The organism is Mesorhizobium sp. M8A.F.Ca.ET.218.01.1.1 (genome assembly GCF_004791165.1).
Lineage (GTDB): Bacteria > Pseudomonadota > Alphaproteobacteria > Rhizobiales > Rhizobiaceae > Mesorhizobium.
Genome location: NZ_SRUZ01000001.1, coordinates 731923 through 758023 on the forward strand (window position 1 = coordinate 731923; position 26101 = coordinate 758023).

Sequence of the window (26101 nt, forward strand, 5' to 3'; positions counted from 1 at the left end):
CTTTCCTCCCAATCATGCTTTTCCTCCCAACCATGCTTTTCCTCCCAACCATGCTTTTCCTCCTTGAGTGATTGGATCGTCGCGAACGAGCGCGGGGCGCGTGCCCTGAGCCCTCCCCTTGGTGGTAACGGCCCGATCGAGCATGACGAGCAGGATCAGGATGAGCCCCGATACGACCTGCTGGACGTATGCGGGAACGGACTGGAACTCCATCGCGATGGTCAGCGAGCCGATCGTCAGCACGCCGCCAAGCGTGCCGAGCGCGGATCCTCTGCCGCCTTCGAGGCGGGTTCCGCCGACAACGACCGCGGCGATGACGGCAACCGTCAGCTCCGAGCCGAAGACGGGCGAACCGGTGTTGGTGACGAGGCTCTGGAGAACCCCGGCGAAGCCAGCAAGCGTGCCGGCAAAGACAAAGCCGAGAAAGACGATGCGGTCCGAAGCGATGCCGCTCTCCTTGGCGGCCGCCGGATTGGATCCGACGGCAAAGACATTGCGGCCCGGAATGGTGCGCGTCAGCCAGAAATGCAGCAGTACGATCAGGATGATGAACAGTGCGCTGCGAATGGTGAAGACATCGAGGTAGATCTTGGCCAGAGCCAGCGAAAGCATGATGTCAGTGCCCGACACCGGCTGGCTGTTGGTGATCCAGTGCGCCAGCGAGCGGAAGATCAGCATCGTGGCCAGTGTCAGGACGAGCGAATTCACCTTCAGCCCGACGACCAGGGCGCCGTTGATGGCGCCCGCCAGCGTGCCGGCAAGGATGGCGACGATTGCGGCGGGCAGGATGCCGATCTCTCGTTGCAGGATGACGGATACGATCCCGGCCAGCGCGAACACCGCGCCACCGGATAGGTCGATCTGGCCCGATATCAGAAGCACGGTAAGCCCAATGGCAATCAGGCCGATCGTGGCCGCCCTGTCGAGGCCGAGGCTGAGCGTCGAAGCCGACAGATAACCCGGAACGAGCAGCGCGGAAGCGACCAGGGTAAGGCCGAGGATGATCACGACCCGGTATCGCGAGGCGAGGACGAGAAGACGCATCACGCCACTCCCCGCTTGCGCAACGCGGCATCCATGCCGACAGCCCCGACAATCAGGATGCCGAGCACGAAACCCTGGATCGGCGTGCGCACGCCGTCGAGCACCATGACGTTGGTCAGAAGCTGCACGAAGATCAGCCCGGCGATCGCCCGCGGCACGGAGCCGAAGCCGCCGATGATCGAGACGCCACCGACCACCACCGCGGTGATGGCGCTGAATTCATAGCCGGCGCCGATGAGCGGTCGTGCGCTTTGCAAGGTCAGGCCGAGCAGCCCGCCTGAAATGCCGGAGGCGAGTGCCGTGATCACAAAGGCGCCGGCCTTCACGGCCTGCACGGGGACGGCACTTGCCTCGGCGGCGCTGTAATTGCCGCCGGTGGCGAGCGTCCATCGGCCCCAGAAGGAGCGCGACAGGACGAAATGGCCGATGAGGGCAATGACCAGGAAGATCAGCACCACGACCGGAATGCCGAACAGGCGGCCCTTGGCGAATTCGGCCGAGGCGGGATTGCTGCCATAGACGATGACGCCGCCAACGGCAGCCTGGACGATGCCCAGCCCGATGGTGCCGATGCCGAGCGTGGCGATGATGGGATTGATGCCGACATAACCGACCAGCACGCCGTTGAGCAGGCCGATCAGACCGGCGAGGCCGACCGCAAGGACAAAGGCGGGCAGAGGCCCGATCATCGGCTGCAGCCCGAGCGACAGGATGGCGCCGCAGGCGATCGTGGCCGGCACCGACAGGTCAGCCAGGCCACCGACCACCAGCACGAAGGTCATGCCGACGACGACGATGCCGACGATGGACATCGAGGTCAGCACATTGAGGAGGTTGCCGGATGTGAAGAAAGCAGGGCTGACAAGTGAGCCATAGAGCATGACGGCCAGGATGGCGAAAGCGAGGCCCGCCTTAGACAGGGCATCGACAAGCTTGCTGCCGCGCGTAAAGCGGTCGGGGGTGACGATCTCCACGGCCGCGTCGGTCACGCCATTTCCTCCCCGGTCGCCAGGGCCATGATGCGCTCTTCGCTGAGTTCGGCGCGCTCCAGCGGCTCGCAGGCATGTCCGTCGCGCATGACCACGACACGGTCGCAGACGCCCAGGATCTCGGGCAGTTCGGACGAGATCATCACCACCGCCATGCCGCTTGCGACGAGCTGGCCGATGATGTTGTGGATCTCGGCCTTGGCGCCGACGTCGACGCCGCGCGTCGGCTCGTCGAGGATCAGCGCCGACGGCCTGGCGGCAAGCCATTTGGCGATGACCGCCTTCTGCTGATTGCCGCCGGAAAGGAGATTGATGCGCCGTTCGCCATCGGGCGGCGAAATCGAAAACTGCTTCACGTAGTCCGCCGCCAATGCCCGGTCGGCACTTCGCCTGATGCGCCCGAAACGGCTCAGGCGCCGCAGGATGGGCAGGCTGATGTTCTCCCGGATCGACATGCCAGGCACGATGCCATCGCCCTTGCGGTCCTCCGGAACGTACGCAATCCCGGCCTTAACGGCCTGCGATGGGGAATTGATCGAGACCTCGCGGCCGTTGACGCTGACCGTGCCCTCGACGAGGCGCGACAGGCCGAAGATTGCGCGCGCCACCTCGGTGCGGCCGGCACCGACCAGGCCGGTCAGGCCCAGTATCTCGCCGGCTCGCACCTCGAAGCTGACATTGCGGAAGCGCGTGCCGTCGCTGATGCGCTCGACGCGCAGCACCGACTTGCCGATCTCGGCCTGGCTTTTGGGAAAGACGTTGCTGACCTCGCGGCCGACCATCAGCCTGATCATCTGCGCGGCGGTGATGCCTTCGATCGGGCGCGTCTCGATCATGGAGCCGTCGCGCAGCACGGTCACCTCGTCGGCGATCTCGAGCACGTCCTTCAAGCGATGACTGATGTAGATGATGGCGATGCCGTCATCGCGCATCTTGCGCAGGATCCTGAACAGCGCTGTTGTTTCATGCTCGCTGAGGCTCGATGTCGGCTCATCCAGCACGATGATCCGGGGTTGCGCGGCATAGGCCTTGGCGATCTCGACGAGCTGCTGCTGGCTGATCGACAGATTGCCCAACCGCTCGCGCGGATTGATGGCCGCTCCGAGTTCTGCAAGGACGGCGCCGGCCTTCCTGACCATCTCGCCCTTGCGCAGAAAGGTCCATTTGCCGGGCATGCGGCCGAGATAAACGTTTTCCGCGACAGTCAGGTCCGGCACCAGATTGATTTCCTGGTGCACCATGCGGATGCCGAGAGCCTGGGCGTCGGCGGGACGGCGCATGCGCACCTCGGCGCCACCGACCTTGATGGTGCCGCTGGTCGGCGCGTAGGAGCCGTTGAGCACTTTCATCAGCGTCGATTTGCCGGCGCCGTTCTCGCCCACGACCGCATGCACGGTGCCGAACCTGACGGCAAAATTGACGTTTGACAGAGCCTTCACGCCCGGAAACGTCTTGCTTATGCCTCTCATGTCCAAGGCGCAGTCGGCGGCGACAGTCATGTCTGGCTAGGTTCCTCCCGGCAGGCCGGCCCGTTGTCCCTGGCATCGAGCTGTTGTGTTATTTTAGTATAATTTCCATTTTAGAGCGCGAACCAATGCGGCCAGAAGGCATGCCTCTCGGCGTGCAGCTTGGTTCAGGCCTTCACTTCGCGGTGAAATTCATCACTATCGAGGATCTATTGCACTAATATAACAGTTCTGGCAAGCTGGATTCCGATGACCTGCGCGACCATCCCATCGTCGATAGAGACCACCCCCTCGCATCGGGTGCATTCCGATTTACATTCTAATATAATCTGATCATTTCCGGTGAACGAAGCTACGGATTTGCCATGGACCTTGACCCTTCGACCCTCAATCGGGCTCTGCCGCTCCGCGATCAGATCTATCACAAGATCCGCAACCTGATCGTCGTCGGGCAGATGAAGCCGGGGGAAGTGATCAACGAGGTGGCGATCGCCGAAGCGCTCGGCGTCTCGCGCACGCCGGTGCGGGAAGCCGTCAAGCGCATCAGCGACGAAGGCCTGGTGAAGATCCTGGCGCAGACCGGCACCTATGTCGCGCCGATCAGTCGTGCCGATCTGGAAGAAGCCTATGTCATCCGGCGGGCACTGGAGATGGAGAGCGCACGGCGCGCGGCCGTCAAGCTCACACCGGCGTCGGCGGAACTGCTGGAGGACAATATGGCGGCACATCGGCTTGCCATATCGCGCGGCCGATACGCCACCGCGATCCAGCTCGACGACGTCTTTCATCGCACCATTGCCGAGATTTGCGGCCTGCCGATGATTTGGCGCGCCGTCGATATTTCCAAGGCGCAGATGGATCGCGGCCGCTACCTCGCCATTCCAAAGCCCGGCTACGGCGAACAGACGATCGAGCAGCACGAAGCCATCCTCGACGCGCTGAAGCGTCACGATGCCGAAGGCGCCGCGCGGGCGATGGAGCACCACCTCGAAACGTCCTTCCGCAACACGCTCGAAGTCGCCGCCGAGCTTCTCGGCTGAAGCCGGACGGCACCGCAACCGGGACATGATTGGCACATGCGAAGAATGGGACTTTGTATCGGCCTGAAGGCATAGGCGATCGCGGAATACCAGCGCGCACGCCGCGGTCTGGCCGGAGGTGCTGGCCGTCATCCGTTCCGCCACCAACTGTCTTCCTTAACGCCCGGCGAACGCAGCTTATCCAGGCGACGCTTGACCACTAACATTCTATTATATTAGTATTCCTTACGCCTTTCGCCCCCCGGCTTTGTTCGGGGTGGCCTTTTCAGAGTTTGGGTAATGACGCGCTTCATTAAGCTATCGCACGCCGACAACATCCTACTGGCGGTCGATCCATTGGCGGCCGGCGAGAAGGCCGGCGACGTGGCTGCGAGGGCTCGCATCCCGCGCGGCCACAAGATGGCCATGCTCGACATCGGGGCGGATGAACCGATCGTAAAGTATGGCCAAACCATCGGCTTCGCGCGTGGGCCGATCGCGGCCGGAGATTGGGTGCACGAGCACAATGTCTACCTGCGCGATTTCGAGCGCGACTACGAGCATGGCACCGACGTCAGGGAAACGCCGTTCCTTCCAGATGGCGAACGGGCGACTTTCATGGGCTACCGCAGGTCCAACGGCAAAGTCGGCACGCGCAATTTCATCGCCGTCCTGACCTCGGTAAACTGCTCGGCCAGCGTCGCCCGCTTCATCGTGGAAGAGGTCAACCGCTCAGGCATGCTGCGCGACTATCCCAATGTCGACGGCGCCATTGCGCTCGTGCACGGCACCGGATGCGGCATCGACACCAAGGGCCCGGCCTACGATCTGCTGAAGCGCACGCAGTGGGGTTTTGCCACCAATCCCAATGTCGGCGGCGTGCTGATGGTCGGACTTGGCTGCGAAGCTTTCCAGATCCCGCGTTGGATGCAATCTTATAACATCGAGGAAAGCACCACGTTCCGCACAATGACGATCCAGGAAACCGGCGGCACCCGCAAGACCGTCGATGCCGGGGTGAAGGCCATCGTCGAGATGCTGCCGATCGTCAATGCCGCGGAGCGGACGCCACAGCCGGCTTCTGAGCTGGTGCTGGCGCTGCAATGCGGCGGCTCGGACGGCTATTCCGGTATCAGCGCCAATCCGGCGCTGGGCGCGGCAGTGGATCTGCTGGTCGCCCAGGGAGGGACCGCCATCCTTTCTGAAACACCCGAAATCTACGGCGCGGAGCATCTCTTGACGCGCCGAGCCGAAAGCCGGGCCGTCGGCGAAAAGCTGGTCGAGCGTATCCGCTGGTGGGAGGACTATACCGCCAGGCACGACATGGAGATGAACAACAATCCGTCTCCCGGCAACAAGCTCGGCGGGCTGACCACCATCCTGGAGAAGTCGCTGGGCGCCTCCGCCAAGGGCGGCACGACCAATCTGCGCGCGGTGCTGGAATATGCCGAGCCTATCAACGAGCGCGGCCTCGTCTTCATGGACACGCCAGGCTACGACCCGGTCTCGGCGACCGGTCAGGTGGCGGGCGGCGCCAACATATTGTGCTTCACCACCGGGCGCGGTTCGGCCTTCGGCTGCAAGCCGACGCCGTCGATCAAGCTCGCCTCCAACTCCTTCATCTTCGAGCAGATGCCCGACGACATGGACATCAATTGCGGCGACATCCTCGACGGCGTGACGCTGGCGGACAAGGGCGAGGAGATCTTCGCCGAGATCCTGCGCGTGGCATCGGGCGGGCGCACCAAGTCGGAAGCGCTCGGCTATGGCGACAATGAGTTCGTGCCCTGGAGCCTCGGCGCGACGATGTAGCAGTACCGCTCACTTTCAACACGTACCCCCCAGTATCTCAGACGGAAAGAACCGCTCGGCATGAACAGGATAGACCTTGACGGCCAACACGCCGTGGTTACCGGAGGCGCGCAAGGCCTCGGCTTCGCGATGGCAAAGCGTTTTGTCGCCTCGGGCGCGACGGTCACCTTGTGGGACCTCGACGAGGCGCGCCTCGATACGGCCAAGCGGGAACTCGGCAAGGCAGCCACGACGCTGGTCGTGGACATAGCCGACTGGGGTTCGGTGGACGCCGCGCGTGCCAGGACGGAGGAGATCGCGAACAAGATCTCCATCCTCGTCAATTCGGCGGGCATTGCCGGCCCCGCCGCCCCGCTCGACACCTACGACGTCGATGTGTGGAAGAAAATCATCGACGTCAACGTCAACGGCACCTTCTACGTCAACCGCGCCGTGGTGCCGGGGATGAAGGAGCGCAATTACGGGCGCATCGTCAACATCGCCTCGGTCGCAGGCAAGGAGGGCAACCCCAACGCCGCCGCCTATTCGGCCTCGAAGGCCGCCGTCATCGGCATGACCAAGTCGCTCGGCAAGGAGCTGGCGCAGTACGACATCGCCGTCAACTGCATCTCGCCGGCCACTGCGCAGACGCGCATCCTCGAACAGCTGACGGCCGAGCACATCGAATACATGCGCTCGCGCATCCCGCGCGGCCGCCTGCTGGAGGTCGACGAGGCCGCCGCCATGGTCGCCTGGCTCGTCTCCAAGGAAAACAGCTTTACAACCGCTTCCACCTTCGACCTGTCGGGCGGGCGAACGACCTACTGACGGAAAGACGCTGTTCAGGCAGACAGCCGACCAAGGCTGGCGGCGAAGCGCTGCACCATCGCAAGCCCGGTCTCGTTTGGCCGCATCGCTGGCGCACGGTCGTGAATCTGGATACCGGCGCGGGCGCCGAACAGCCGCTTGCCGTAGCAGATCAGGTTCTCGATGCCTTGCATGACGAAGACCGCCGCCGGCAGCATTCTTTCGTACGCCGCCTCGGCCGCTGCTTCGTCTTCGGCGCGGAACGCCTGATAGGCGCGCACGGCGTGGTCGATGCCATCAGGCGCCAGGATCATGCCACGGCAACCGATGCGGAAATTGTCGGTCAATTCCAGCCCGCCCCGCCCGTTGAAGACGGGGATGCGGCCTTCGGTGCGCTCGATCAGGCCGGCAATGTCGGTGACCGGGCCTTCGCCCTTGATCAGCCTGATGTTGGGGTGGAGCGTGACGAGCTCGCGAATCTCGTCCGATGTCAGGCCACGGCCGAAAAAGGCCGGCGCGTTCTGGATCGCCACCGGCAGGTCGGTTGCCTCGGCGACGCGGCCAAAAAAGCGGATGTATTCGGGCGCTCCATAGGATCCAACTGGCGGCGGCTGCAGGATGACCCAATCTGCGCCGAGGCTTTCCGCATGCCGGACCTGGGATATCTGCTCGGCAACGGAAGACCCGAAGATGGTGAAGGCGAGCGGTACCTTGCCGGCGGTGTCCTGCGCCGTCCACTCCATGATCGTGCGGCGCTCCGCCTCGGTCAGCTTGGCGACTTCTGTCGCGAGGCCAAGCGCCGCCATCCCATGCACGCCGCTCGCCAGGCAGATCTCGACCTGCCTGCGCATCGCCGCGCGGTCGAGTTTTTCCTGGGCGTCGAACAGGGCGTAGAGGATGGCGTGAATGCCGTGGAAATCATCGGGCTGGAATTTTGGCATCCCACGCGCCCTCAATGGCTTTCGCGCGGAATGGCGTGGCCACGGTTGCCGACCAGAAAGTCGAGATCGGCGCCACGGTCGGCCTGCAGGACATGGTCGACATAGAGGCCCTGATAGCCGCCGCGCATCGCCGGCTCGGGCGGCTGCCAGGATTGACGCCGCCGCGCCAGCTCCTGTTCCGACACGTCGAGATGCAGCTTCCGCGCCTCGACATCGAGTTCGATCATGTCGCCGCTCCTGACCAGCGCCAGCGGACCACCGACGGCGGCTTCGGGTGCGGCATGCAGCACGACCGTGCCGAAGGCGGTGCCGGACATGCGGGCGTCGGAAATGCGGATCATGTCGCGGACGCCCTTTTTCAGGAGCTTTTGCGGCAGCGCCATGTTGCCGACCTCGGCCATGCCCGGATAGCCCTTGGGGCCGCAATTCCTGAGCACCATGATCGAGGTCTCGTCGATGTCGAGTGCGGGATCGTCGATGCGCGCCTTGTAGTCGTCTATGTCCTCGAAGACGACGGCGCGGCCGCGATGCTTCATCAGGGATGGTGAAGCGGCCGACGGTTTGATGATGGCGCCATCGGGTGCCAGATTGCCACGCAGCACCGCGATACCGCCATGCGGCGTCAGCGCCCTGTTGCGCGGACGGATGACCTCGGGATTGTCATTCCGGGCGTCGGCGATGTTGTCGCGTACGCGCTTGCCGGTGACCGTCAGCGCGTCGAGATCGAGCATGTCGGCGATCTCTTTCATGACCGCCGGAATGCCGCCGGCGTAGCAGAAATCCTCCATCAGGAAACGGCCTGATGGCATCAGGTCGAGGATGGTCGGCACGTCGCGACCGAAGGCATCCCAGTCATCGAGGCTGAGTTCGGTGCCGACGCGGCCTGCAATCGCCAGCAGATGCACGACCGCATTGGTCGAGCCGCCGATGGCGCCGTTGACGCGGATGGCGTTGGCGAAAGCCTGCTTGGTAAGAACGGCCGACGGGCGCAGATCGTCATTGACCATCTCGACGATACGCCGCCCGGTCATGCGGGCGATGCGGTTGCGTCGCGCGTCGACGGCGGGATAGGCGGCGTTGCCGGGCAATGCCAGCCCGAGCGCTTCGACCATCGAGGCCATGGTCGAGGCCGTACCCATGGTCATGCAGTGCCCTGGCGAGCGCGACATGGCGCTCTCGGCATTGGCGAAATCGTGCTCGCTCATGATGCCGGCTCGCACATCCTCGGAGAATTTCCACACATCGGTGCCGGAGCCGATCTGACGACCCTGGAAGCGGCCATTGAGCATCGGCCCACCGGAAATGACGATCGACGGCAGGTCGCAGGAGGCGGCCCCCATGACCAGCGACGGCGTGGTCTTGTCGCATCCGGCCATAAGCACGACGCCATCCATCGGATTGCCGCGGATCGCCTCCTCGACATCCATCGAGGCGAGGTTGCGGAACAGCATCGCCGTCGGCCGCAGATTGGATTCGCCGCAGGAGAACACGGGGAATTCCAGAGGCAGGCCGCCGGCCTCCAGCACACCGGCCTTGATGTGCTCGACCAGACCGCGAAAATGCACATGACACGGGGTGAATTCGGAGAAGGTATTGCAGATGCCGATCACCGGGCGGCCATCGAAAGCATCGTCGGGCAGGCCGTTGTTCTTCATCCAGCTGCGATGGATGAAGGCATCCTTGCCTTGGCCGCCGAACCAATGCTGCGATCGTCTCCTGGTCAATGGCCTTCTCCCGGTGCTCAGGCGGGATGCTGAAGCTGGCTCAGCCCGCCATCGACGACGAGGGTCGCCGCGTTCATGAACGGGCACTCGTCGGAAATCATGAACACGGCGGCAAGGGCGATCTCGCGCGCCGAGGCAATGCGGCCGCCGGGATGCAGCGCCATGGTGTTGGCGCGCGCCGCCGCCGGATCAGGAAAACTGTTCCAGTAGTCGATGGCCTTCTGCGTCTCGACATAGCCCGGCGCCAGCGCGTTCACGCGCACGCCCTGCCCGGCATATTCGAGCGCCAGCGATTTGGTCAGCCCAAGCAGGGCGTGCTTGGCGACAGGATAGGGAAAAGTGTGCGGGATGATGGTGAAGCCGTGGGTCGAGGCGATGTTGAGGATCGCCCCGCCGCCATTCGCCAGCATGCCCGGCAGCACCGCCTTGCTGCAGTTCCAGGCGCCCTTGACGTTGACGTCGAAATTGCGGGTCCACTCCTCTTCGGTGGCCTCCAGCGGCGTCGAGAAAACGTTCATTCCCGCATTGTTGATCAATGCATTGACCAGACCTATCTCGGCGTTCGCGCGGGCAATGGCTGCTTTTATCGCGGGCCCGTCGCTGATGTCGGCTGTCGAATGCCCGACATGCCCCTTGGGCGCCACGAGGCCCGCGACGGTCTTCTCCAGCAACGCGCCGTCCTGGTCGACGAGGAACAATTTCGCACCCTCGGCAAGACAGGCCTCGGCGATGGCCAGCCCGATGCCTTGCGCGGCGCCTGTCAGGAAGATGCGTTTGCCGGACAGGCGCTCAGCCATGAGTGTCACTCCAGTCGAACATGGTCAACGCCTGCCCAAGGCCGACGAACGCAGATTGTCGAGCAGCACGGCGAGCAGCAGGATCACGCCGCGCACGATGTATTGGTAGAAGGCCGGGATGTTGAGCAGGTTCATGGCGTTCTCGGCGATGCCCATGATCAGCACGCCGACGATGACGCCCGACATTGTGGCGCGGCCGCCGGCAAGCGACACGCCGCCGAGCACGCAGGCCGAGATGACCGAGAGTTCAAGCCCGACCGCCGCGTTGGGCTGTCCGGAGGTGATGCGTGACGCCAGCAGGATGCCGGCGATGCCGCAGACGACGCCTTGCAGGGCGAAAATCCAGATGCGCGTGCGGTCGACATTGACGCCGGCCAGCCGTGACGCTTCAGGATTGCCGCCAATGGCCAGCGTGTTCTTGCCGAAGACGGTGCGGTTGAGCACGAAGCCAAAAATGCCGAACAGAACCGCCAGCACCCAGACGGGCGTCGGTATGCCTAGGAATTTCGACAGCGCGAGCTGATAGAAATCCGGGCTGTTGATGCCGACGGCGCGCCCGTCGGATGCGATGAGTGCAAGGCCGCGCACGATCTGCATGGTCGCCAGCGTCGTGATCAGCGCGTTGATGCGGAATTTGGCGATGACGACACCGTTGATGAAGCCGACAAAGGCACCGCAGGCGATCGCCGCCAGCAGCCCGAGCAGGATCGAGCCTGAGTAGTTCGACGCCATCACCGCGACCATGCCAGCGAAGGCAACGATGGAGCCAACCGACAGGTCGAAGTCGCGCGCCGCGAGACAGAACATCATGGTGCAGGCAACGATGCCGACGGTAACCACCGACTGCAGCAGGCCAAGCATATTGCGGTCGGTGAGGAAATTGGGAACCAGCAGCGAGACCAGCGCGAAGGCAACGACGAAGATGACGACGAGGCCCTGTTCGCCGAGCACAATCTTCTTCAGCTGATCGGTCATGTCAGGTCCTCAGGATGCGATGGCGTCGGGGGTTTTGGTGTCGGGAAGTGCCGCGGCCAGGATCGCCTTCTCGGCGAACTGGTTGCGTGCAAGCTCGGCATTGATGCGCCCGCCGCACATCACCAGGATACGGTCGCAAATGCCCATCACCTCCGGCAGGTCGGACGAGACGACGACGATCGCCATGCCATCCTCGGCAAGCTGGTAGAGCAGTTCGTAGATTTCCGACTTGGCGCCGACATCGATGCCGCGTGTCGGCTCGTCGACGATGAGGACGCGTACGCCCTGCTCCGACAGCCAGCGGCCAAGAATGACCTTCTGCTGGTTGCCGCCGGAGAGGTTGATGATGTCCTGCTTGCGCGATGGCGTGCGCACCTTGAGCTTCTTGATGAAGGTTTCGGCCGTGGCGATCTCGCTGGCGCGGTTCAGGATGCCGAAGCGCGCGTGATGGCGCCGCGACGAGATGTTGATGTTCTCCTCGATCGAGCGGCCCTGGATGATGCCGTCATGCTTGCGGTCTTCCGAACACAGCACGATGCCGGCCCGGATCGCGCCATGCGGGTCGGCGGCATGGATCGCCTTGCCATCCACCGTGATGGTGCCGCCCGAGCGCGGGTCGGCGCCGAAGACCAGCCGCATCAGTTCCGAGCGGCCTGCACCGATGAGGCCGAAGAAGCCGACGATCTCGCCGGCCCTTGCCTCGAAACTGGCCGGTGTCTTCAGTTTTGCTCCGGAGATGGCTTCGACCTCTAGCCTGATGTCGCCGGCCTTGCGTGGCCGAAACCCCCAGATGTCGGAGATTTCGCGGCCGACCATTTCGGCGACAACCTGGTCGCGGGTGACGCCTTTCAGCGATGCGTGGTGCGCCGCGAGCTTGCCGTCGCGCAGCACGGTCAGGCTGTCGCAGAGGCGGAACACCTCGTCGAGCCGGTGCGAGACATAGATGATGACCTTGCCCTCGCCGCGCAGGCGGTCGATCAGGGCAAACAGGATTTCGCTCTCGCGCGACGACAGCGACGAGGTCGGCTCGTCCAGCGCGATGACGCGCGCGTCGAGCATGATTGCCTTGGCGATCTCGATCATCTGGCGCTCGCCGATCGACAGCGTCTTGACCTTGCGGCTGATATCGATGTCGATGCCGGCCGATTTCAGCTTGGCGCCGACGTCCTCCAGCATCTTGCCGCGCGCGATGACGCCGGCGCTGGCGGGAAAGCGGCCGAGGCTGAGGTTCTCGGCGACGGTGAGTTCCGGCACGAGCTGCAATTCCTGATGAATGACGATGACCCCATTGTCGAAGGCATCCCTTGTCGAGGCATAGGCCTGGACCTTGCCGTCGATGCGGATCTCGCCTTCGTCCGCATGCTGGTCGCCCGACAGGATCTTGATCAGGGTCGATTTACCGGCGCCGTTTTCGCCCATCAGGCCATGCACTGCGCCCCTGTCGACGCCGAACGAGACGTCCGACAGCGCCTTGACACCCGGATAGGTCTTGGTGATGTGCGAGAAGTCGAGAAAGGACACGGGCGTCGATCCTTCTTGTGCCACGGCAAACAGGCGGCGGCATGAGCCGCCGCCTGTTTGTACAGGGAGGATTATTCGATGCCGAGGCCCTGGCGGACCTTCTGGTAGTCGTCGCGTTTGGCCAGCGCGCCGGAGGTCAGGATCAGCTTCTCCGGTTCCTTGTTGTTGGCGACCCAGTCATACATGTTGAGCGCCGTCTCGTAGCCATGGCGCTTCGGCGAGATGATCACGGTGCCGACAAAGCCAGTGGCGGTCGGCTTCTTGAATTCGTTGATCGCCGAATCCGCGCCGCCGATGCCGACGCCGATCATGCCGTCAGCAGCAATGCCGACGCTTTCGGATGCGCGCACTGCACCGAGCACCGCTTCGTCGTTGAGGCCGAAAGAGACCCACTTCTTGATGTCGGCATGGGCGTTGAGCACCACCGTCGCGGCATTGAGGGCTGCTTCGGTGTCGGTCTTGGCCTGGGGAGCGTCGAAAATGTTCTCGGCCTTGAAGCCGTTGGCCTTCAGCACCGAGATGGCGCCTTCGACACGGTCGACGGCGGTCGGCAACTGGTCATAGGAAACGCGGATCGCACCGACTTCGTCGGCCTTCCAGCCGCGCGCCTTCATCTCATCGACGATCGCCTGGCCGACGGCCTCACCGATCTTGGTGGCCGAGATGCCCATATGCGGCACGTCTTCGAGCGCCTTGCCGTCGGCGCCGACCAGACGGTCGTCGACGGTCATCAGCTTGAGATTGTTGGCGGTGGCCTTGGCGACGATGCCGGGGCCAAGCTTTACGTCCGGCGTGCAGACGATGAAGCCCTGGGCGCCTTGCGCGCCGAGATTGTCGATCGCCGACATCAGCTTCTCACCGTCCTCGGCGCCGATCTTGACGAGGGTAAAACCCTTTTCCTTGGCGGCCTGGTCGGCGAACTTCCATTCGTCCTGGAACCACGGCTCCTCGGGCTGTTTGACGATGAAGCCGATCTTGGTGTCCTGAGCATATGCAGCGATGGTCGTGACGGACAGCACGGCAAGCGCGCCCGCGACGAGCGCGGTCTTCAGAAGTCGCATGATTACCTCCCAGCGATGGCCGGGCGCTCAGCCCGGATGCAGGAGTCTCTAATTGTTTTTATCATACTCGTCAATTGATCTGGTATGATAATTAAGATACATGCTCTGACCAGGGATCGCTGGCGCAAATCATCCGCATCCGGTAAGGCCGGGCCGGTTGTGCGAAACCAGTGGGTTCGCCGCCTTGGAGGAGGGCTGAGGTGACCGAAACGTCTAAGAAGGCTTCAGCCGACACGGCCACGCGCCGCCCGCGCGTCATGCCCGATGTGACGAAGGCGATCGCCTCCGACATCTTTTCCGGGCGCTATCCGGCCGGCTCTTCCCTGCCCACCGAAAACGAACTCGGCGTCGAGTATGGCGTCAGCCGCACCGTCATCCGCGAAGCCCTGAAGGTGCTGGCCGCCAAGGGGCTGGTGCTATCGCGGCCGCGCGTCGGCACCATCGTGTGCAACGAGGACGACTGGAACATCATCGACCCGCAAGTGCTGGCCTGGCACGCGCCGCATGCGCTTGACGACAAGCTGTTCGATGCCATCCTGGAGACACGCCGGGCCATCGAGCCGCTGGTCGCCGAGTTGGCCGCCACGCGTGCGACGCTGCAGGAGATCGCCGATCTGGAGGCCGCGTGGCGCGGCATGGCTGATGCCGGCGAGGACCTCGCCGCCTTCTCGCGCAGCGACATTGCTTTCCACCAGATCGTCTATGCCGCCAGCCACAACCCGATCTTCCGCCAGATCGGCAACCTGATCGACACCGGGCTGAAATTCTCGCTGGAAGCGACGGCAACCATCTCGCTCGACCGCCGCATGGAAGCCGTGGCGGCGCACCGCGAAGTGGTGGAGGCGCTGCGCATGCGCGACGCCGAGGCAGCGCGTGGTGCCGCCAACCGGATTCTCGACCTTGCGGCGCGCGACCTCGTCAGCGCCAAGAAACTCAAGAACAACTGAGACCGCGCATGAAAATCATCTCGCTCACCACCTACATCGTTCCGCCACGCTGGCTGTTCCTGAAGATCGAGACAGATGCCGGCGTCACCGGCTGGGGCGAGCCGGTGGTCGAAGGCCGCGCGTTGACCGTCGAAGCGGCGGTCAAGGAGCTTGGCGATTATCTGATCGGCAAGGATCCTCGCCTGATCGAGGATCATTGGACGGTGATGCATCGCGGCGGCTTCTACCGCGGCGGGCCGATCCTGATGAGCGCCATTGCAGGCATCGACCAGGCGCTGTGGGACATCAAGGGCAAGGCGCTCGGCGTGCCCGTGCATGAACTGCTCGGCGGCAGACTGCGCGACACCATCAAGGTCTATTCCTGGATCGGCGGCGACCGGCCGGCGGAAGTGGCGGCTGGCGCCAAGGAAGTCGTGGCCCGCGGCTTCCTGGCGCTCAAGATGAACGGCACGGAGGAACTGCAGATCGTCGACAGCCACGACAGAATAGATGCCGCCATCGAACGCGTCGCCATGGTGCGCGAGGCGGTCGGGCCCAATATCGGCATCGCCGTCGATTTCCATGGCCGCGTCCACCGGCCGATGGCCCGCATCCTCGTCAAGGAATTGGAGCCCTACCGCCTGATGTTCATCGAGGAGCCGGTGCTCAGCGAAAACCGCGAGGCGCTGAAGGAGATCGCCGCCCTTGGCTCGACGCCGATCGCGCTCGGCGAGCGGCTCTACAGCCGCTGGGACTTCAAATCCGTGTTCGAGGAAGGCGTCGTCGACATCATCCAGCCCGATCTGTCGCATGCCGGCGGCATCACCGAGTGCCGCAAGATCGCGGCTATGGCGGAGGCGTATGACGTGGCGGTGGCGCCGCACTGCCCGCTCGGACCGATCGCGCTCGCCGCCTGCCTGCAGCTCGATGCCGTGAGCTACAACTGTTTCATCCAGGAGCAGAGCCTGGGCATCCACTACAACGCCGCCAACGACCTGCTCGACTACGCCGCCAACAAGGACGTCTTCCGCTACGAGGATGGCTATGTCGCCATCCCCGACGGCCCGGGGCTCGGCGTCGAGATCGACGAGGACTATGTCAAGGAGCGGGCCAAGGAAGGCCACCGCTGGCGCAACCCGATCTGGCGCCACAAGGACGGCTCCTTCGCCGAGTGGTGAGCAGCCAAGCTACCACATTTTTCTCAGCATTATCGAGCAACGGTCTTCTGGCACGTCACCAACGCCGTCCGTGTTCACGATGAGATCAGACGGGAAACTCTTTTCGATAACGAAACCCAGCTTCTCACAAGCGGCAACGCATCGAACGACGGAAATCGATGCGTTGTTCCCAAGCGAGTTGCGTCCAGAGTTATCCGCCCCGATGAAGCATAGAGCCTGTTTGTTGTCGCTATCGCGGCGCATCCTGACGATGCCCGGCGGAGGGTCGCATGCGGTAAGTGCCAGCGCCAACCCAGCAAGAGCGAGTGTAATCAGACTGCCGTTCCGCATTGACCTATCCCACCCCGCTGAAACGGAGACGGACCAGTTAGCATGCGCGCTGACAAAAAGCTGAAACTCTAGAGAACTTGGTGGAGCCAATCGGGATCGAACCGACGACCTCTTGAATGCCATTCAAGCGCTCTCCCAACTGAGCTATGGCCCCACTCCCGGCAGTCTGCCGGCGCCGTTTCCGGCGAGAGATCGGCGAGGGTTGGAAGACCGCGCCGTTAGTGCAGGCGGCTTCTAACCCCGCCTTTCCCAGATATCAAGCCTTCATCGGCGGCTTTTTCTTCACAGGCCGTGAAAGCCGGCAAACGCTTGCGTTCGAGACCTTGTCAGACCTCGTCGTCGTCGTCGCCGACGCCGATCATGTCGGCAACATCGTCGTCTTCTTCCTCTTCGTCGGCAAGGAAGGTGTCATCCTCGTCGTCGCCGAGATCGACATCATCCTCGTCGTCGCCGAGATCGGGAAGATCGTCGCCGCCCTTGGCCTCGTCATCGGCCTCTTCCAGCGAAACGACTTCGGCGCCCTCTTCGTCCTCGGCGTCCACTTCCTTCTCGGCCACTTCCTCCTCCTCCTCGACGGCGGCGATCTTGCCTTCGTCGAAATAGGAACGCGGATAGCTCTTGCCGGTATAGGGCGAGACGATCGGGTCTTTGTTCAGGTCGTAAAATTTCCGGCCCGTTTCAGGGTCGATGCGTTTTGTGCCAAGTTCGGTTTTTGCCACGGCAAGCCTCGTCAATAAAAGAGTGGTCCCCTTAACCACTGTTTGCAGCGCTGTCAAAGCGAAAAGCCGGCGTCACAAAACCAAGCATTGAAAGGCCTCGCGCCAAGTGACGACCATGGGGATGACCATTTCGCCTCGCCGTGATAGGAGACCGCCGCAACAAATGAAAAGCGCCGGTCAGCCGGCATTCCGTCCAGGGAAATTCCATGTCTCACGCCGCCGCTGCCAAGCCGGCCACCGCCCGCAAATCATCCGCCCTTTCCGGCACGGCCCGTGTGCCGGGCGACAAATCGATCTCGCACCGCTCCTTCATGTTCGGGGGGCTCGCCTCCGGCGAAACCCGCATCACCGGCCTGCTCGAGGGCGAGGACGTGATGCGCACGGGCGCGGCCATGAAGGCGATGGGCGCGCATATAGAGAAGCACGGCGCCGAATGGGTGATCCGCGGCACCGGCAACGGCGCGCTGCTGCAGCCGGAAGGCCCGCTCGACTTCGGTAACGCCGGCACCGGCTCGCGGCTGACCATGGGGCTTGTCGGCACCTATGACATGGAAACGACCTTCATCGGCGATGCCTCGCTGTCCGGCCGGCCGATGGGCCGCGTGCTGGAACCCCTGCGCCAGATGGGCGTGCAGGTGCTGAAGGCGACGCCCGGCGACCGCATGCCGATCACACTGCATGGCCCAAAGCACGCAGCCCCGATCACCTACCGCGTGCCGATGGCCTCGGCACAGGTGAAGTCGGCGGTGCTGCTGGCCGGCCTCAACACGCCGGGCATCACCACCGTGATCGAGCCGGTGATGACGCGCGACCACACCGAAAAGATGCTGAAAGGCTTTGGCGCCAATCTGTCGGTCGAGACCGACGAGCGCGGCGTGCGCCACATTTTTATCGAAGGCCAGGGCAAGCTCACCGGCCAGACCATCGCGGTGCCGGGCGACCCTTCCTCGGCCGGTTTCCCGCTGGTGGCGGCGCTGATCGTGCCGGGCTCGGATATCACGATCGAGAACGTGCTGATGAACCCGACCCGCACCGGCCTGCTTCTGACGCTGCAGGAAATGGGCGGCCAGATCGACATTTTGAACCGGCGCAATGCCGGCGGCGAGGATGTCGCCGATCTGCGCGTGCGTTATTCCGAGCTGAAAGGCGTCACCGTGCCGCCGGAGCGGGCGCCGTCGATGATCGACGAATATCCGGTGCTCGCCGTTGCCGCGAGCTTCGCCGAAGGCGAAACGCTGATGCAGGGGCTGGAGGAACTGCGGGTGAAGGAATCCGACCGGCTGTCGGCGGTGGCCAACGGCCTGAAGATCAATGGCGTCGACTGCACCGAGGGTGAAGCCTCGCTTGCGGTGCGCGGCAAGCCCGGTGGCAAGGGACTCGGCGGCCACCCCAACGGGCTGGATACGACCGTGCAGACGCATCTCGACCACCGCATCGCCATGAGCTTTCTGGTGATGGGGTTGGCGACGGAAAAGCCGGTCACCATCGACGACCAGGCGATGATCGCGACGAGTTTTCCGGAGTTCATGGGATTGATGAAGGGGCTGGGCGCGGAGATCGGGTGATTGTCGATGGCAATTGCAAACCTCGGAGATTGGATGCCGACATCCCTCCCTTCGTCATCCTGGGGCGAAGCAAGGAGCGGAGCGACGCGGCGCAGACCCCAGGATCCATGCCGTGACTTCAACGCTCCACAACGGTGCAATATTCTGCTCCGCGGCATCCTTCGGTTGAGGACACGGCATGGATCCCAGGGTCTCCGCGACGGAGCTTCGCTCCTGCTCCGCCCTAGGATGACGAACGCGTTGGGATCGACGGCCCGCGAATGACCCACCCCTTCACCATCGCCATCGACGGCCCTGCCGGTGCCGGCAAGGGCACCCTCGCCCGCCGTCTGGCCGACCACTACCGGCTGAACCTGCTCGACACCGGCCTCACCTACCGGGCGGTGGCCTATGCGCTGATCCAGCACGCGCTGCCGCTCGACAATGTCTCAGCGGCAGAGACCGCGGCGCGCCAGGTCGACCTGGCAAAGCTCGACCGCGCGGTGCTGTCGGCGCATGCGGTTGGCGAAGCGGCTTCGAAGGTCGCGGTTTTCCCGACCGTGCGCCGCATCCTGGTCGAAAAGCAGCGCGATTTCGCCAGGACGCCGCCGGGCGCGGTGCTTGACGGGCGCGATATCGGCACCGTCGTGTGTCCCGACGCCGACATCAAACTCTATGTGACGGCGAGTGCCGAAGTGCGGGCACGCCGCCGGCTGGCCGAGATCGAAAGCATCGGCGGCACCGCCGATTTCGCCGAAATCCTTGCCGATATCCAACGCCGCGACGAGCGCGACATGGGCCGGGCCGACTCGCCGCTGAAGCCGGCCGCCGACGCGCACTTGCTTGATACCAGCGAAATGGCTATAGAAGCCGCGTTTCTCGCGGCCATGTCTGTTATCGACGACGTGCTGGCCAAGAGAAACAAGGCCTGATCCGGGTTTTCTCCCGCGTTTCCGTTGCCGGAGGCGAAGAAAATACCCATATCGAGCACGAACCAGCCTGCCAGCATTCTTCATGCGCCGGAATTGCCGCTCGAAAAGCGGCCCAGGGCTTTTTAGCCCGGAACGCCGGCAGGCCAACGCAACGCTAACCCACGGCGCCCGTCCCGCTCGAGATGCGGGGCACTCCAGGAGAAACAATGTCAGCTGCAAATCCCACTCGCGATGATTTCGCGAGCCTGCTCGAAGAATCATTCACCACCGGCCATTCCGGCGAAGGTCAGGTCGTCAAGGGTACGATCACGGCGATCGAAAAGGACATGGCCATCATCGACGTCGGCCTGAAGGTCGAAGGCCGCGTGCCGCTGAAGGAATTCGGCGTCAAGGGCAAGGACACCACCCTCAAGGTCGGTGACACCGTCGAAGTCTATGTCGAGCGCATCGAGAACGCGCTTGGCGAAGCCATGCTTTCCCGTGAGAAGGCCCGCCGCGAAGAGAGCTGGGTCCGCCTCGAAGAGAAGTTCACCAAGGGTGAGCGCGTCGAAGGCGTCATCTTCAACCAGGTCAAGGGCGGCTTCACCGTCGACCTCGACGGCGCCGTGGCCTTCCTGCCGCGCAGCCAGGTCGATATCCGCCCGATCCGCGACGTTTCCCCGCTGATGCACAACCCGCAGCCCTTCGAGATCCTCAAGATGGATCGCCGCCGCGGCAACATCGTGGTTTCGCGCCGCACCGTGCTCGAGGAGAGCCGCGCCGAACAGCGTTCGGAAATCGTGCAGAACCTTGAAGAAGGCCAGGTGGTCGAAGGCGTCGTCAAGAACATCACCGACTACGGTGCGTTCGTCGACCTCGGCGGCATCGACGGCCTGCTGCACGTCACCGACATGGCATGGCGCCGCGTCAACCATCCGACCGAAATCCTCAACATCGGTCAGACAGTCAAGGTGCAGATCATCCGCATCAACCAGGAAACCCACCGCATCTCGCTCGGCATGAAGCAGCTCGAGAGCGATCCGTGGTCCGAGATCGGCACCAAGTTCCCGATCGGCAAGAAGATCAAGGGCACCGTCACCAACATCACCGACTACGGCGCGTTCGTCGAGCTGGAGCCGGGCATCGAGGGTCTCATCCACGTTTCGGAAATGTCGTGGACGAAGAAGAACGTGCACCCCGGCAAGATCCTGTCGACGACGCAGGAAGTCGACGTGGTGGTGCTCGAGGTCGATCCGGCCAAGCGCCGCATCTCGCTCGGCCTCAAGCAGACGCTGGAGAATCCGTGGCAGGCTTTCGCCTCGAGCCATCCGGTCGGCAGCCAGGTCGAGGGCGAGGTCAAGAACAAGACCGAGTTCGGCCTGTTCATCGGCCTCGAAGGCGACGTGGACGGCATGGTCCACCTCTCCGACCTCGACTGGACCCGTCCGGGCGAGCAGGTCATCGAAGAGTACAATCGCGGCGACATGGTCAAGGCGCAGGTGCTCGACGTCGACATCGACAAGGAGCGCATCTCGCTCGGCATCAAGCAGCTGGCCAAGGACTCGGTCGGCGAAGCCGCGACGTCAGGCGAACTGCGCAAGAACGCGGTCGTCACCTGCGAAGTCATCGGCGTCAAGGATGGCGGTCTGGAAGTGCGGCTGGTCGACAGCGGCATCGAGACCTTCATCAAGCGCTCCGACCTCAGCCGTGATCGCGACGAGCAGCGCCCCGAGCGCTTCACCGTCGGCCAGAAGGTCGACGCCCGCGTCATCGCCTTCGACAAGAAGACCCGCAAGCTGCAGGTCTCGATCAAGGCGCTGGAAATCGCCGAAGAGAAGGAAGCGGTCGCACAGTACGGCTCGACCGACTCCGGCGCTTCGCTGGGCGACATCCTGGGCGCCGCGCTGAAGAAGCAGGGCAACTAAGTCCTTCGCAACGCGAAGCTCTTCCAGAGCCCAAAAACAAAACCCCGCCGGATCGCTCCGGCGGGGTTTTTCTTTGGAGCGGTTCAGCGCTTGATAGATTCGCCGACCCGCTCCAACTCTTTGTTTTCACGCAATTCCCAAGGGAAACCGCTACGCGTTCTTCCCGGGAAAACCGTTACGCACTTTTCCTGGAATTGCTCTCGGCGAAATGCTCTTGAAGTTCAGGCCCTGCCGTAGAGCGGCACCAGCGTTCCGCTCATTGCCCGGTTGGTGGGCGAGACGAGATAGGCGATTGATTCGGCCGCAGCTTCGAGGCTGACCCATTTGGTGAAATCGGCATCCGGCATGTCGGCGCGGTTCGCCGGCGTGTCGAGCGTCGAGGGGGCCACGGCATTGACCAGGATGCCATTGGCCTTGAGCTCTTCCGCCATGGCCACGGTCATGGCAGCGACCGCCGCCTTGCTGGCGGTGTAGGCGACCATCCCGGCGCCGCGCCTGGGGTCGAGCCCGGCGCGCGCGGTGACATTGACGATGCGGCCGGCAGAGCCCGACGCCAGCATCGAGCGGATAGCCGCACGGCTGCACAGGAAGGTGGTGCGGGCGTTGGTGTCCATCATCTCGGCGAAGGATGCCGATTCGATCTTTTCCACCGGTGCCATGGCAAAGCCGCCCGCCAGATGGATCGATCCCCACAAGGCAGGGACCTGAGAATAGAAGGCTTCGACCTTGGCGGAGTCCGACAGGTCGACATTGTGCGCCAGCTTCACATTGTCGTGCGCGGTGAAGGGGAAGTGCTGAGGTGCCGCAGCGTGCGCGTTCGGCACATGACAGATCGCGCCCTGCTCCAGCAGCCTGCCGACCACCGCCCCACCGAGCGCGCCGGTTCCACCGGTCACAACGATATGCCTGCCTTCAAGTGTTTCCGTCATCCTGGACCGCTCCTGTCATTTTTATGACTTTTGTCGTTGGTTAGCCGCGCCGACGCGAAGCGTCGCGCCTTTCAGTCAATCACTCAACCGATATCTCGACATGGCAGCCGTCACGTCTTTGCATGCGTCAGCGCACCGTCGAATAGCGAAGCCGCCCGGACGCGGCTCATGCCTTCCAAGACTAAGCCGGCAAATGGTCCGCTTCCGGACGGGGACCAAGGCCGGCATGGATGGTTCAAACGACCGTGATTTCGATGACACGTGGCAGTCCCGTTGCCCGGGCGTGCTTCAGCGCCTGTGGCAAGGCGTCGATGTCGGCCAGCCTTTCGGCTGATATGCCATAGGCTTCGGCAAGCTTGCAGAAATCGGGCGGCGCCGGCGACACGCCGACAGGTTCCACGCCGACATCGAGCATCGAGGTCTCGATCTCGCGATAGCCTCTGTTGTTCCAGACGACGAAGATGACAGGTGCTTCGGAATCGAGTGCTACGGCTATCTCCGGCAAGGTGAACTGGAAGCCGCCGTCGCCGGTCAGGCAGACAACCGGGGCATCGGGCATGGCGAGTGCCGCGCCGATCGCCGCCGGAGGGCCATAGCCCAGCGCGCCGAAGCCGGTCGCGGCATTGAACCAGCCGCCGGGCCGGTCGTGGTCGTAGTAGAGGTTGGCGGCGTAAATCGGCTGGGTGGAGTCGCCGACGATGATGGCTCCGGGCAAGGCATCGCGGATCATTTCCACGGCATGCACCTGCGCCGCATAGGCCGGGCTCAACTCGGCAAAGGCGGCCTTTCGCCCCGCCGCGGCGCGGCCATGGCCGTCTTCGCCGGCGCTGTGGGCGGGATCGATCGCCGCAAGCAGGGCCTCGATCGCCACGGCGCAATCGGCCTGGATGGCGATCGTCGCCGGGCGCCGCGCAAGCTGGTCGGCGCCGATGTCGATACGGATCAGGTTCGAAGGCAGCACGAAGCCGCCGTCGCCATAGCCGTCATAGTCGGTCGGACCGAATTCGGTGCCGGCGGCGATCACCAGATCTGCCTCGGCCATCAGCGCGCGAACCGCTTTCAGGCTTGGGCTTGCCGGCACGCAAAGCGGATGACCATGCATCAGGCCGCGTGCGTTGGTGGTCTCGACAACCGGCGCGCCCAGTCTTTCGGCAAGCCGCCGCAGTGGAGCTTCCGCCTTCCTGGCGCCGCCGCCGGCAAGGATCATCGGACGGCGCGCTACGTTGATTAGCTTCGCCGCCTCGGCAATTGCCCCGGCGTCCGGAGCGGGCGGGGCGGCATTGCTCAACGCAGCCGCAAGACCGTCGGCGGGCTTCACCATGACGTCGGTCGGAATTTCGATGTGCACCGGTCCTGGACGCGCGGACGAAAACAACGCGAAGGCACGGGCGAGCGCGCCCGGCAGTTCTGCGGCCTCGGTGATGCGCTCCGAGAACAGCGCTACCTTCTCCATCATGCCGCGCTGGTCGGGCAATTCATGCAGGAAGCCGAACCCCTTGCCGAGCGTGTCGGTGGCGTTGACGCCAGAGATCACCAGCATCGGCACCGAATCGGCGCGCGCCTGGCCCATGGCGGTGATGGTGTTGGTCAACCCCGGCCCGGTGATGACGAAGGCGACGCCCGGCCTGCCGCTGGCGCGGGCGTAGCCGTCGGCCATGAAGCCGGCGCCCTGTTCGTGGCGCGGCGTGACATGGCGGATCCTAGACCTCGCCAGGCCGCGATAGAGCTCGACCGTGTGGACGCCGGGGATGCCGAAGACGGTGTCGACACCATGGGCCTCGAGTAGCGAAATGAGCGCTTCGCCGATGGTGGTCATTGCTTTACTCCCCTGTCTCTTTGTTCTTAGTTCTTACGCAATTCCCAAGCGAAAGCGCTACGCGCTTTTCCTGGGAAAACCCGTTCTCATTTTTCCTGGAATTGCTTGAGCGGCGCGAGGCCGAGCTCGGCCTCGACAGCCTTGATGCCAATCGCCGCCAATTCGCCGGGCGAGAACATCTCGCCGGCCAGGCAGCCTTCGATCCAGAGCCCGTCGATGATCGCATTGATCGCGATGGCATGGTGGCGCAGCTCGCCTGCGTCCGGCTTGTGCTGTTCGGCGGCGAGCACTTCGGCCACGACCGCTTCCACCTCGTTGCGAAAGCCAAGGTAGCCGTCGCGGTGGGCGCGGGCCAAGGCAGGATCGGCACCGGCGCGGCCGAGGAAGGTTGCCCAGAGCGAAAACACCCGCGCGTCGATGATCGGCGCATTGAGGTTGGCGGTGACGAAGGCCGCGAGGCGTTGGCGCGGCGAGGCATCATCCATGACCAATGCCGCTTTCGCCTGCTCGGTCATGCGGCCGACCAGCGCCGTATAGGCTTCCTGCAGCAATTCTTCCTTGCCTGGGAAATAATGCCGGATCAGCCCGGCGGTGACGCCGGCACGCAATGCGATGGTGCGCAAGGTGGCACCCTGCAGGCCATATTCCGCCACGCTGTCCAAAGTCGCTTCGATCAGATCCTGCCGCCGCCGCCCCTCGCCCTCGCGACGGAACTTACGGCGCGCATTCATTGGCGCAGGATCGGTCGCGTCAGGCATGTCGGCCCGCCTTCGCAGGCGATGCAGAGCGCATCCGCCTCAAAGATTTCAACCGTGCAACCGGCGGCTTCCATCGCCGCCTTGGTCCTGGGAAAGCCCGCGACGGCAATGACCTTCAGCGGGCTGGTCGGCAGGACGTTCAGGCTGAGGCCGTTGGAAGCGGCGAATTCTTCGGCGTCGCCTTCGACCAGCCGGATGCCGCGCGCCTTCAGCGTCTGGTAGAACGGGGCCGGCAAAAGCGGCGAATAGACCAAAGCGAGGTCGTCAGCCAGCGGGCTAATCACCGACATCAAATGCAGGCAAGCTTCTTCGCCCTGCCACAGCGGCAGATCAAAGCCGTAGACGGAAATGCCCAGCGGCGTCAGCAGGTTGGAAACCTGCTGGATACCTTCCTGATTGGAGCGGACACCGCGCCCGATCGCCAGCGTGCGGGCATCCACCCACACACAGTCGCCACCTTCGACCTGGCCTGGAGCCTCGACGCGGCCAAGGATCGGGATGCCTAGTCTTTTGTAGGTTTCCTCATGCAGCGAGGGCTCGCTGGCGCGCAACGGCTTACCCATGGACAGGATCAGCGCGCCGCGGTCGGTCATCAGCGACGGGTCGTGCGTGAATACCGAATCCGAAAGTCCGTCCGCCTTGTCCTCGATCCATTCGATCTCGGCGCCGGAAGCCGCCACCAGGTCAGCAAGGACCGCGTGCTGCGAGGCTGCTTTCGCCGGGTTGAATCCCGGACCATAGTGCCAGGCGGCCCTGTCGGCGTCACGCATGGCGTTGGCCGCCGACCGCATCAGCACGCGCCGCAGCGGCGCCGCCATGGACTGTGATCCGAAAGCGCTCATCGATGCCCTTTTTAAGCTGAAAAAAATCGGGAAAATTTCATGAGAGGTTATTTATACACTTGCACAACAAGGCCGCAAGTGCCGTAAT

23 protein-coding genes and 1 tRNA gene are annotated in these 26101 nt (G+C 63.8%); 8 read left to right on the forward strand and 16 right to left on the reverse strand.

The features are described from left to right. Positions 1 to 12 precede the first annotated feature (12 nt). From EN861_RS03475 to EN861_RS03485, 3 genes are read right to left on the reverse strand one after another with little or no spacing between them, the layout of a single operon-like run. Positions 13 to 1044 carry an ABC transporter permease gene (locus EN861_RS03475; RefSeq protein ID WP_135862369.1) on the reverse strand — a complete coding sequence of 344 codons (1032 nt, stop codon included), beginning with the start codon at positions 1042 to 1044 and terminating at the stop codon, positions 13 to 15. Then, on the reverse strand, positions 1044 to 2033 hold the full coding sequence (locus EN861_RS03480; protein WP_189343544.1) for an ABC transporter permease: 990 nt from the start codon (positions 2031 to 2033) through the stop codon (positions 1044 to 1046). The genes EN861_RS03475 and EN861_RS03480 overlap by 1 nt, the downstream gene beginning before the upstream one ends. After that, positions 2030 to 3532 (reverse strand): sugar ABC transporter ATP-binding protein, encoded by a 1503-nt coding sequence (locus EN861_RS03485; protein ID WP_135862371.1) that lies wholly within the window; start codon positions 3530 to 3532, stop codon positions 2030 to 2032. Before EN861_RS03485 ends, EN861_RS03480 begins: the two co-directional genes overlap by 4 nt. Before the next feature lie 332 nt (positions 3533 to 3864). On the opposite strand from EN861_RS03485, the gene EN861_RS03490 reads away from it, so the two are divergent. The 3 genes from EN861_RS03490 to EN861_RS03505 all read left to right on the forward strand — a co-directional run bounded on the left by EN861_RS03490 (position 3865) and on the right by EN861_RS03505 (position 7137). After that, positions 3865 to 4539 (forward strand): GntR family transcriptional regulator, encoded by a 675-nt coding sequence (locus EN861_RS03490; protein ID WP_127278177.1) that lies wholly within the window; start codon positions 3865 to 3867, stop codon positions 4537 to 4539. A 279-nt stretch (positions 4540 to 4818) separates the two neighbouring features. Next, the gene (locus EN861_RS03500; protein ID WP_135862373.1) at positions 4819 to 6330 is read left to right on the forward strand and encodes an altronate dehydratase family protein; all 1512 of its coding nucleotides are present in this window, start codon (positions 4819 to 4821) and stop codon (positions 6328 to 6330) included. A gap of 60 nt (positions 6331 to 6390) precedes the next feature. Further along, positions 6391 to 7137 carry an SDR family NAD(P)-dependent oxidoreductase gene (locus EN861_RS03505; protein ID WP_127278175.1) on the forward strand — a complete coding sequence of 249 codons (747 nt, stop codon included), beginning with the start codon at positions 6391 to 6393 and terminating at the stop codon, positions 7135 to 7137. A gap of 14 nt (positions 7138 to 7151) precedes the next feature. Here the strand turns inward: EN861_RS03505 and EN861_RS03510 are convergent, their stop codons facing one another. The 6 genes from EN861_RS03510 to EN861_RS03535 all read right to left on the reverse strand — a co-directional run bounded on the left by EN861_RS03510 (position 7152) and on the right by EN861_RS03535 (position 14135). Further along, positions 7152 to 8057 (reverse strand): dihydrodipicolinate synthase family protein, encoded by a 906-nt coding sequence (locus EN861_RS03510; RefSeq protein WP_135862375.1) that lies wholly within the window; start codon positions 8055 to 8057, stop codon positions 7152 to 7154. Between the two features lie 11 nt (positions 8058 to 8068). Next, positions 8069 to 9781, reverse strand: coding sequence for an L-arabinonate dehydratase (gene araD, locus EN861_RS03515; RefSeq protein ID WP_135862377.1), 1713 nt, complete (start codon positions 9779 to 9781; stop codon positions 8069 to 8071). A 17-nt stretch (positions 9782 to 9798) separates the two neighbouring features. Continuing rightward, a complete protein-coding gene (locus EN861_RS03520) occupies positions 9799 to 10578 on the reverse strand; it encodes an SDR family oxidoreductase (RefSeq protein ID WP_135862379.1) in 780 nt (259 codons plus the stop codon). A 24-nt stretch (positions 10579 to 10602) separates the two neighbouring features. Then, a complete protein-coding gene (araH, locus tag EN861_RS03525; RefSeq protein ID WP_135862381.1) occupies positions 10603 to 11553 on the reverse strand; it encodes an L-arabinose ABC transporter permease AraH in 951 nt (316 codons plus the stop codon). A 9-nt stretch (positions 11554 to 11562) separates the two neighbouring features. Continuing rightward, positions 11563 to 13074 carry an L-arabinose ABC transporter ATP-binding protein AraG gene (gene araG / locus EN861_RS03530; protein WP_135862382.1) on the reverse strand — a complete coding sequence of 504 codons (1512 nt, stop codon included), beginning with the start codon at positions 13072 to 13074 and terminating at the stop codon, positions 11563 to 11565. A 71-nt stretch (positions 13075 to 13145) separates the two neighbouring features. Further along, positions 13146 to 14135 (reverse strand): arabinose ABC transporter substrate-binding protein, encoded by a 990-nt coding sequence (locus EN861_RS03535; RefSeq protein WP_127275810.1) that lies wholly within the window; start codon positions 14133 to 14135, stop codon positions 13146 to 13148. Positions 14136 to 14392: 257 nt separating this feature from the next. Here EN861_RS03535 and EN861_RS03540 point away from each other — a divergent pair, with 257 nt between their 5' ends. Together EN861_RS03540 and dgoD are read left to right on the forward strand one after the other, a co-directional pair. Beyond that, a complete protein-coding gene (locus EN861_RS03540) occupies positions 14393 to 15082 on the forward strand; it encodes a FadR/GntR family transcriptional regulator (RefSeq protein WP_245464247.1) in 690 nt (229 codons plus the stop codon). 8 nt (positions 15083 to 15090) lie between these two features. Next, positions 15091 to 16239: a galactonate dehydratase gene (gene dgoD / locus EN861_RS03545; protein ID WP_135862384.1), complete on the forward strand. Its 1149-nt coding sequence runs from the start codon at positions 15091 to 15093 to the stop codon at positions 16237 to 16239. A 9-nt stretch (positions 16240 to 16248) separates the two neighbouring features. Here dgoD and EN861_RS03550 read toward each other — a convergent pair whose 3' ends face one another. From EN861_RS03550 to EN861_RS03560, 3 genes are all read right to left on the reverse strand, one after another. After that, complete coding sequence (locus tag EN861_RS03550) at positions 16249 to 16569, reverse strand: hypothetical protein (protein WP_135862386.1); 321 nt, start codon at positions 16567 to 16569, stop codon at positions 16249 to 16251. A gap of 78 nt (positions 16570 to 16647) precedes the next feature. Next, positions 16648 to 16723: transfer RNA gene (locus EN861_RS03555), tRNA-Ala, on the reverse strand. Positions 16724 to 16895: 172 nt separating this feature from the next. After that, on the reverse strand, positions 16896 to 17288 hold the full coding sequence (locus tag EN861_RS03560) for a TIGR02300 family protein (RefSeq protein ID WP_127275813.1): 393 nt from the start codon (positions 17286 to 17288) through the stop codon (positions 16896 to 16898). A 206-nt stretch (positions 17289 to 17494) separates the two neighbouring features. On the opposite strand from EN861_RS03560, the gene aroA reads away from it, so the two are divergent. From aroA to rpsA, 3 genes are all read left to right on the forward strand, one after another. Further along, entirely contained in the window at positions 17495 to 18853 is a 1359-nt protein-coding gene (gene aroA / locus EN861_RS03565) for a 3-phosphoshikimate 1-carboxyvinyltransferase (RefSeq protein ID WP_135862389.1), read from the forward strand. 260 nt (positions 18854 to 19113) lie between these two features. Further along, positions 19114 to 19764: a (d)CMP kinase gene (gene cmk, locus EN861_RS03570; RefSeq protein ID WP_135862391.1), complete on the forward strand. Its 651-nt coding sequence runs from the start codon at positions 19114 to 19116 to the stop codon at positions 19762 to 19764. Positions 19765 to 19970: 206 nt separating this feature from the next. Further along, positions 19971 to 21668, forward strand: coding sequence for a 30S ribosomal protein S1 (rpsA, locus tag EN861_RS03575; RefSeq protein WP_135862394.1), 1698 nt, complete (start codon positions 19971 to 19973; stop codon positions 21666 to 21668). A gap of 221 nt (positions 21669 to 21889) precedes the next feature. Here rpsA and EN861_RS03580 read toward each other — a convergent pair whose 3' ends face one another. The 4 genes from EN861_RS03580 to EN861_RS03600 form a co-directional block, all read right to left on the reverse strand. Further along, on the reverse strand, positions 21890 to 22597 hold the full coding sequence (locus EN861_RS03580) for an SDR family NAD(P)-dependent oxidoreductase (RefSeq protein WP_127275818.1): 708 nt from the start codon (positions 22595 to 22597) through the stop codon (positions 21890 to 21892). A gap of 235 nt (positions 22598 to 22832) precedes the next feature. Next, positions 22833 to 24413: a 5-guanidino-2-oxopentanoate decarboxylase gene (locus EN861_RS03585; RefSeq protein ID WP_135862397.1), complete on the reverse strand. Its 1581-nt coding sequence runs from the start codon at positions 24411 to 24413 to the stop codon at positions 22833 to 22835. A gap of 86 nt (positions 24414 to 24499) precedes the next feature. Further along, positions 24500 to 25171, reverse strand: coding sequence for a TetR family transcriptional regulator C-terminal domain-containing protein (locus EN861_RS03595; protein ID WP_135862399.1), 672 nt, complete (start codon positions 25169 to 25171; stop codon positions 24500 to 24502). Then, complete coding sequence (locus EN861_RS03600) at positions 25141 to 26013, reverse strand: dimethylarginine dimethylaminohydrolase family protein (protein ID WP_135862401.1); 873 nt, start codon at positions 26011 to 26013, stop codon at positions 25141 to 25143. Before EN861_RS03600 ends, EN861_RS03595 begins: the two co-directional genes overlap by 31 nt. Positions 26014 to 26101: the final 88 nt, after the last annotated feature.

Excerpts from the sequence above, each read along its gene's own strand:
- rpsA (WP_135862394.1), top strand. The coding sequence starts at position 19,971 with ATGTCAGCTGCAAATCCCACTCGCGATGATTTCGCGAGCCTGCTCGAA.
- EN861_RS03505 (WP_127278175.1), top strand. The coding sequence starts at position 6,391 with ATGAACAGGATAGACCTTGACGGCCAACACGCCGTGGTTACCGGAGGC.
- EN861_RS03595 (WP_135862399.1), bottom strand. The coding sequence starts at position 25,171 with ATGCCTGACGCGACCGATCCTGCGCCAATGAATGCGCGCCGTAAGTTC.
- cmk (WP_135862391.1), top strand. The coding sequence starts at position 19,114 with ATGACCCACCCCTTCACCATCGCCATCGACGGCCCTGCCGGTGCCGGC.
- EN861_RS03540 (WP_245464247.1), top strand. The coding sequence starts at position 14,393 with ATGCCCGATGTGACGAAGGCGATCGCCTCCGACATCTTTTCCGGGCGC.
- EN861_RS03535 (WP_127275810.1), bottom strand. The coding sequence starts at position 14,135 with ATGCGACTTCTGAAGACCGCGCTCGTCGCGGGCGCGCTTGCCGTGCTG.
- EN861_RS03500 (WP_135862373.1), top strand. The coding sequence starts at position 4,819 with ATGACGCGCTTCATTAAGCTATCGCACGCCGACAACATCCTACTGGCG.
- EN861_RS03510 (WP_135862375.1), bottom strand. The coding sequence starts at position 8,057 with ATGCCAAAATTCCAGCCCGATGATTTCCACGGCATTCACGCCATCCTC.
- EN861_RS03600 (WP_135862401.1), bottom strand. The coding sequence starts at position 26,013 with ATGAGCGCTTTCGGATCACAGTCCATGGCGGCGCCGCTGCGGCGCGTG.
- aroA (WP_135862389.1), top strand. The coding sequence starts at position 17,495 with ATGTCTCACGCCGCCGCTGCCAAGCCGGCCACCGCCCGCAAATCATCC.
- EN861_RS03585 (WP_135862397.1), bottom strand. The coding sequence starts at position 24,413 with ATGACCACCATCGGCGAAGCGCTCATTTCGCTACTCGAGGCCCATGGT.
- EN861_RS03490 (WP_127278177.1), top strand. The coding sequence starts at position 3,865 with ATGGACCTTGACCCTTCGACCCTCAATCGGGCTCTGCCGCTCCGCGAT.
- EN861_RS03550 (WP_135862386.1), bottom strand. The coding sequence starts at position 16,569 with ATGCGGAACGGCAGTCTGATTACACTCGCTCTTGCTGGGTTGGCGCTG.
- EN861_RS03485 (WP_135862371.1), bottom strand. The coding sequence starts at position 3,532 with ATGACTGTCGCCGCCGACTGCGCCTTGGACATGAGAGGCATAAGCAAG.
- EN861_RS03475 (WP_135862369.1), bottom strand. The coding sequence starts at position 1,044 with ATGCGTCTTCTCGTCCTCGCCTCGCGATACCGGGTCGTGATCATCCTC.
- dgoD (WP_135862384.1), top strand. The coding sequence starts at position 15,091 with ATGAAAATCATCTCGCTCACCACCTACATCGTTCCGCCACGCTGGCTG.
- araH (WP_135862381.1), bottom strand. The coding sequence starts at position 11,553 with ATGACCGATCAGCTGAAGAAGATTGTGCTCGGCGAACAGGGCCTCGTC.
- EN861_RS03580 (WP_127275818.1), bottom strand. The coding sequence starts at position 22,597 with ATGACGGAAACACTTGAAGGCAGGCATATCGTTGTGACCGGTGGAACC.
- EN861_RS03520 (WP_135862379.1), bottom strand. The coding sequence starts at position 10,578 with ATGGCTGAGCGCCTGTCCGGCAAACGCATCTTCCTGACAGGCGCCGCG.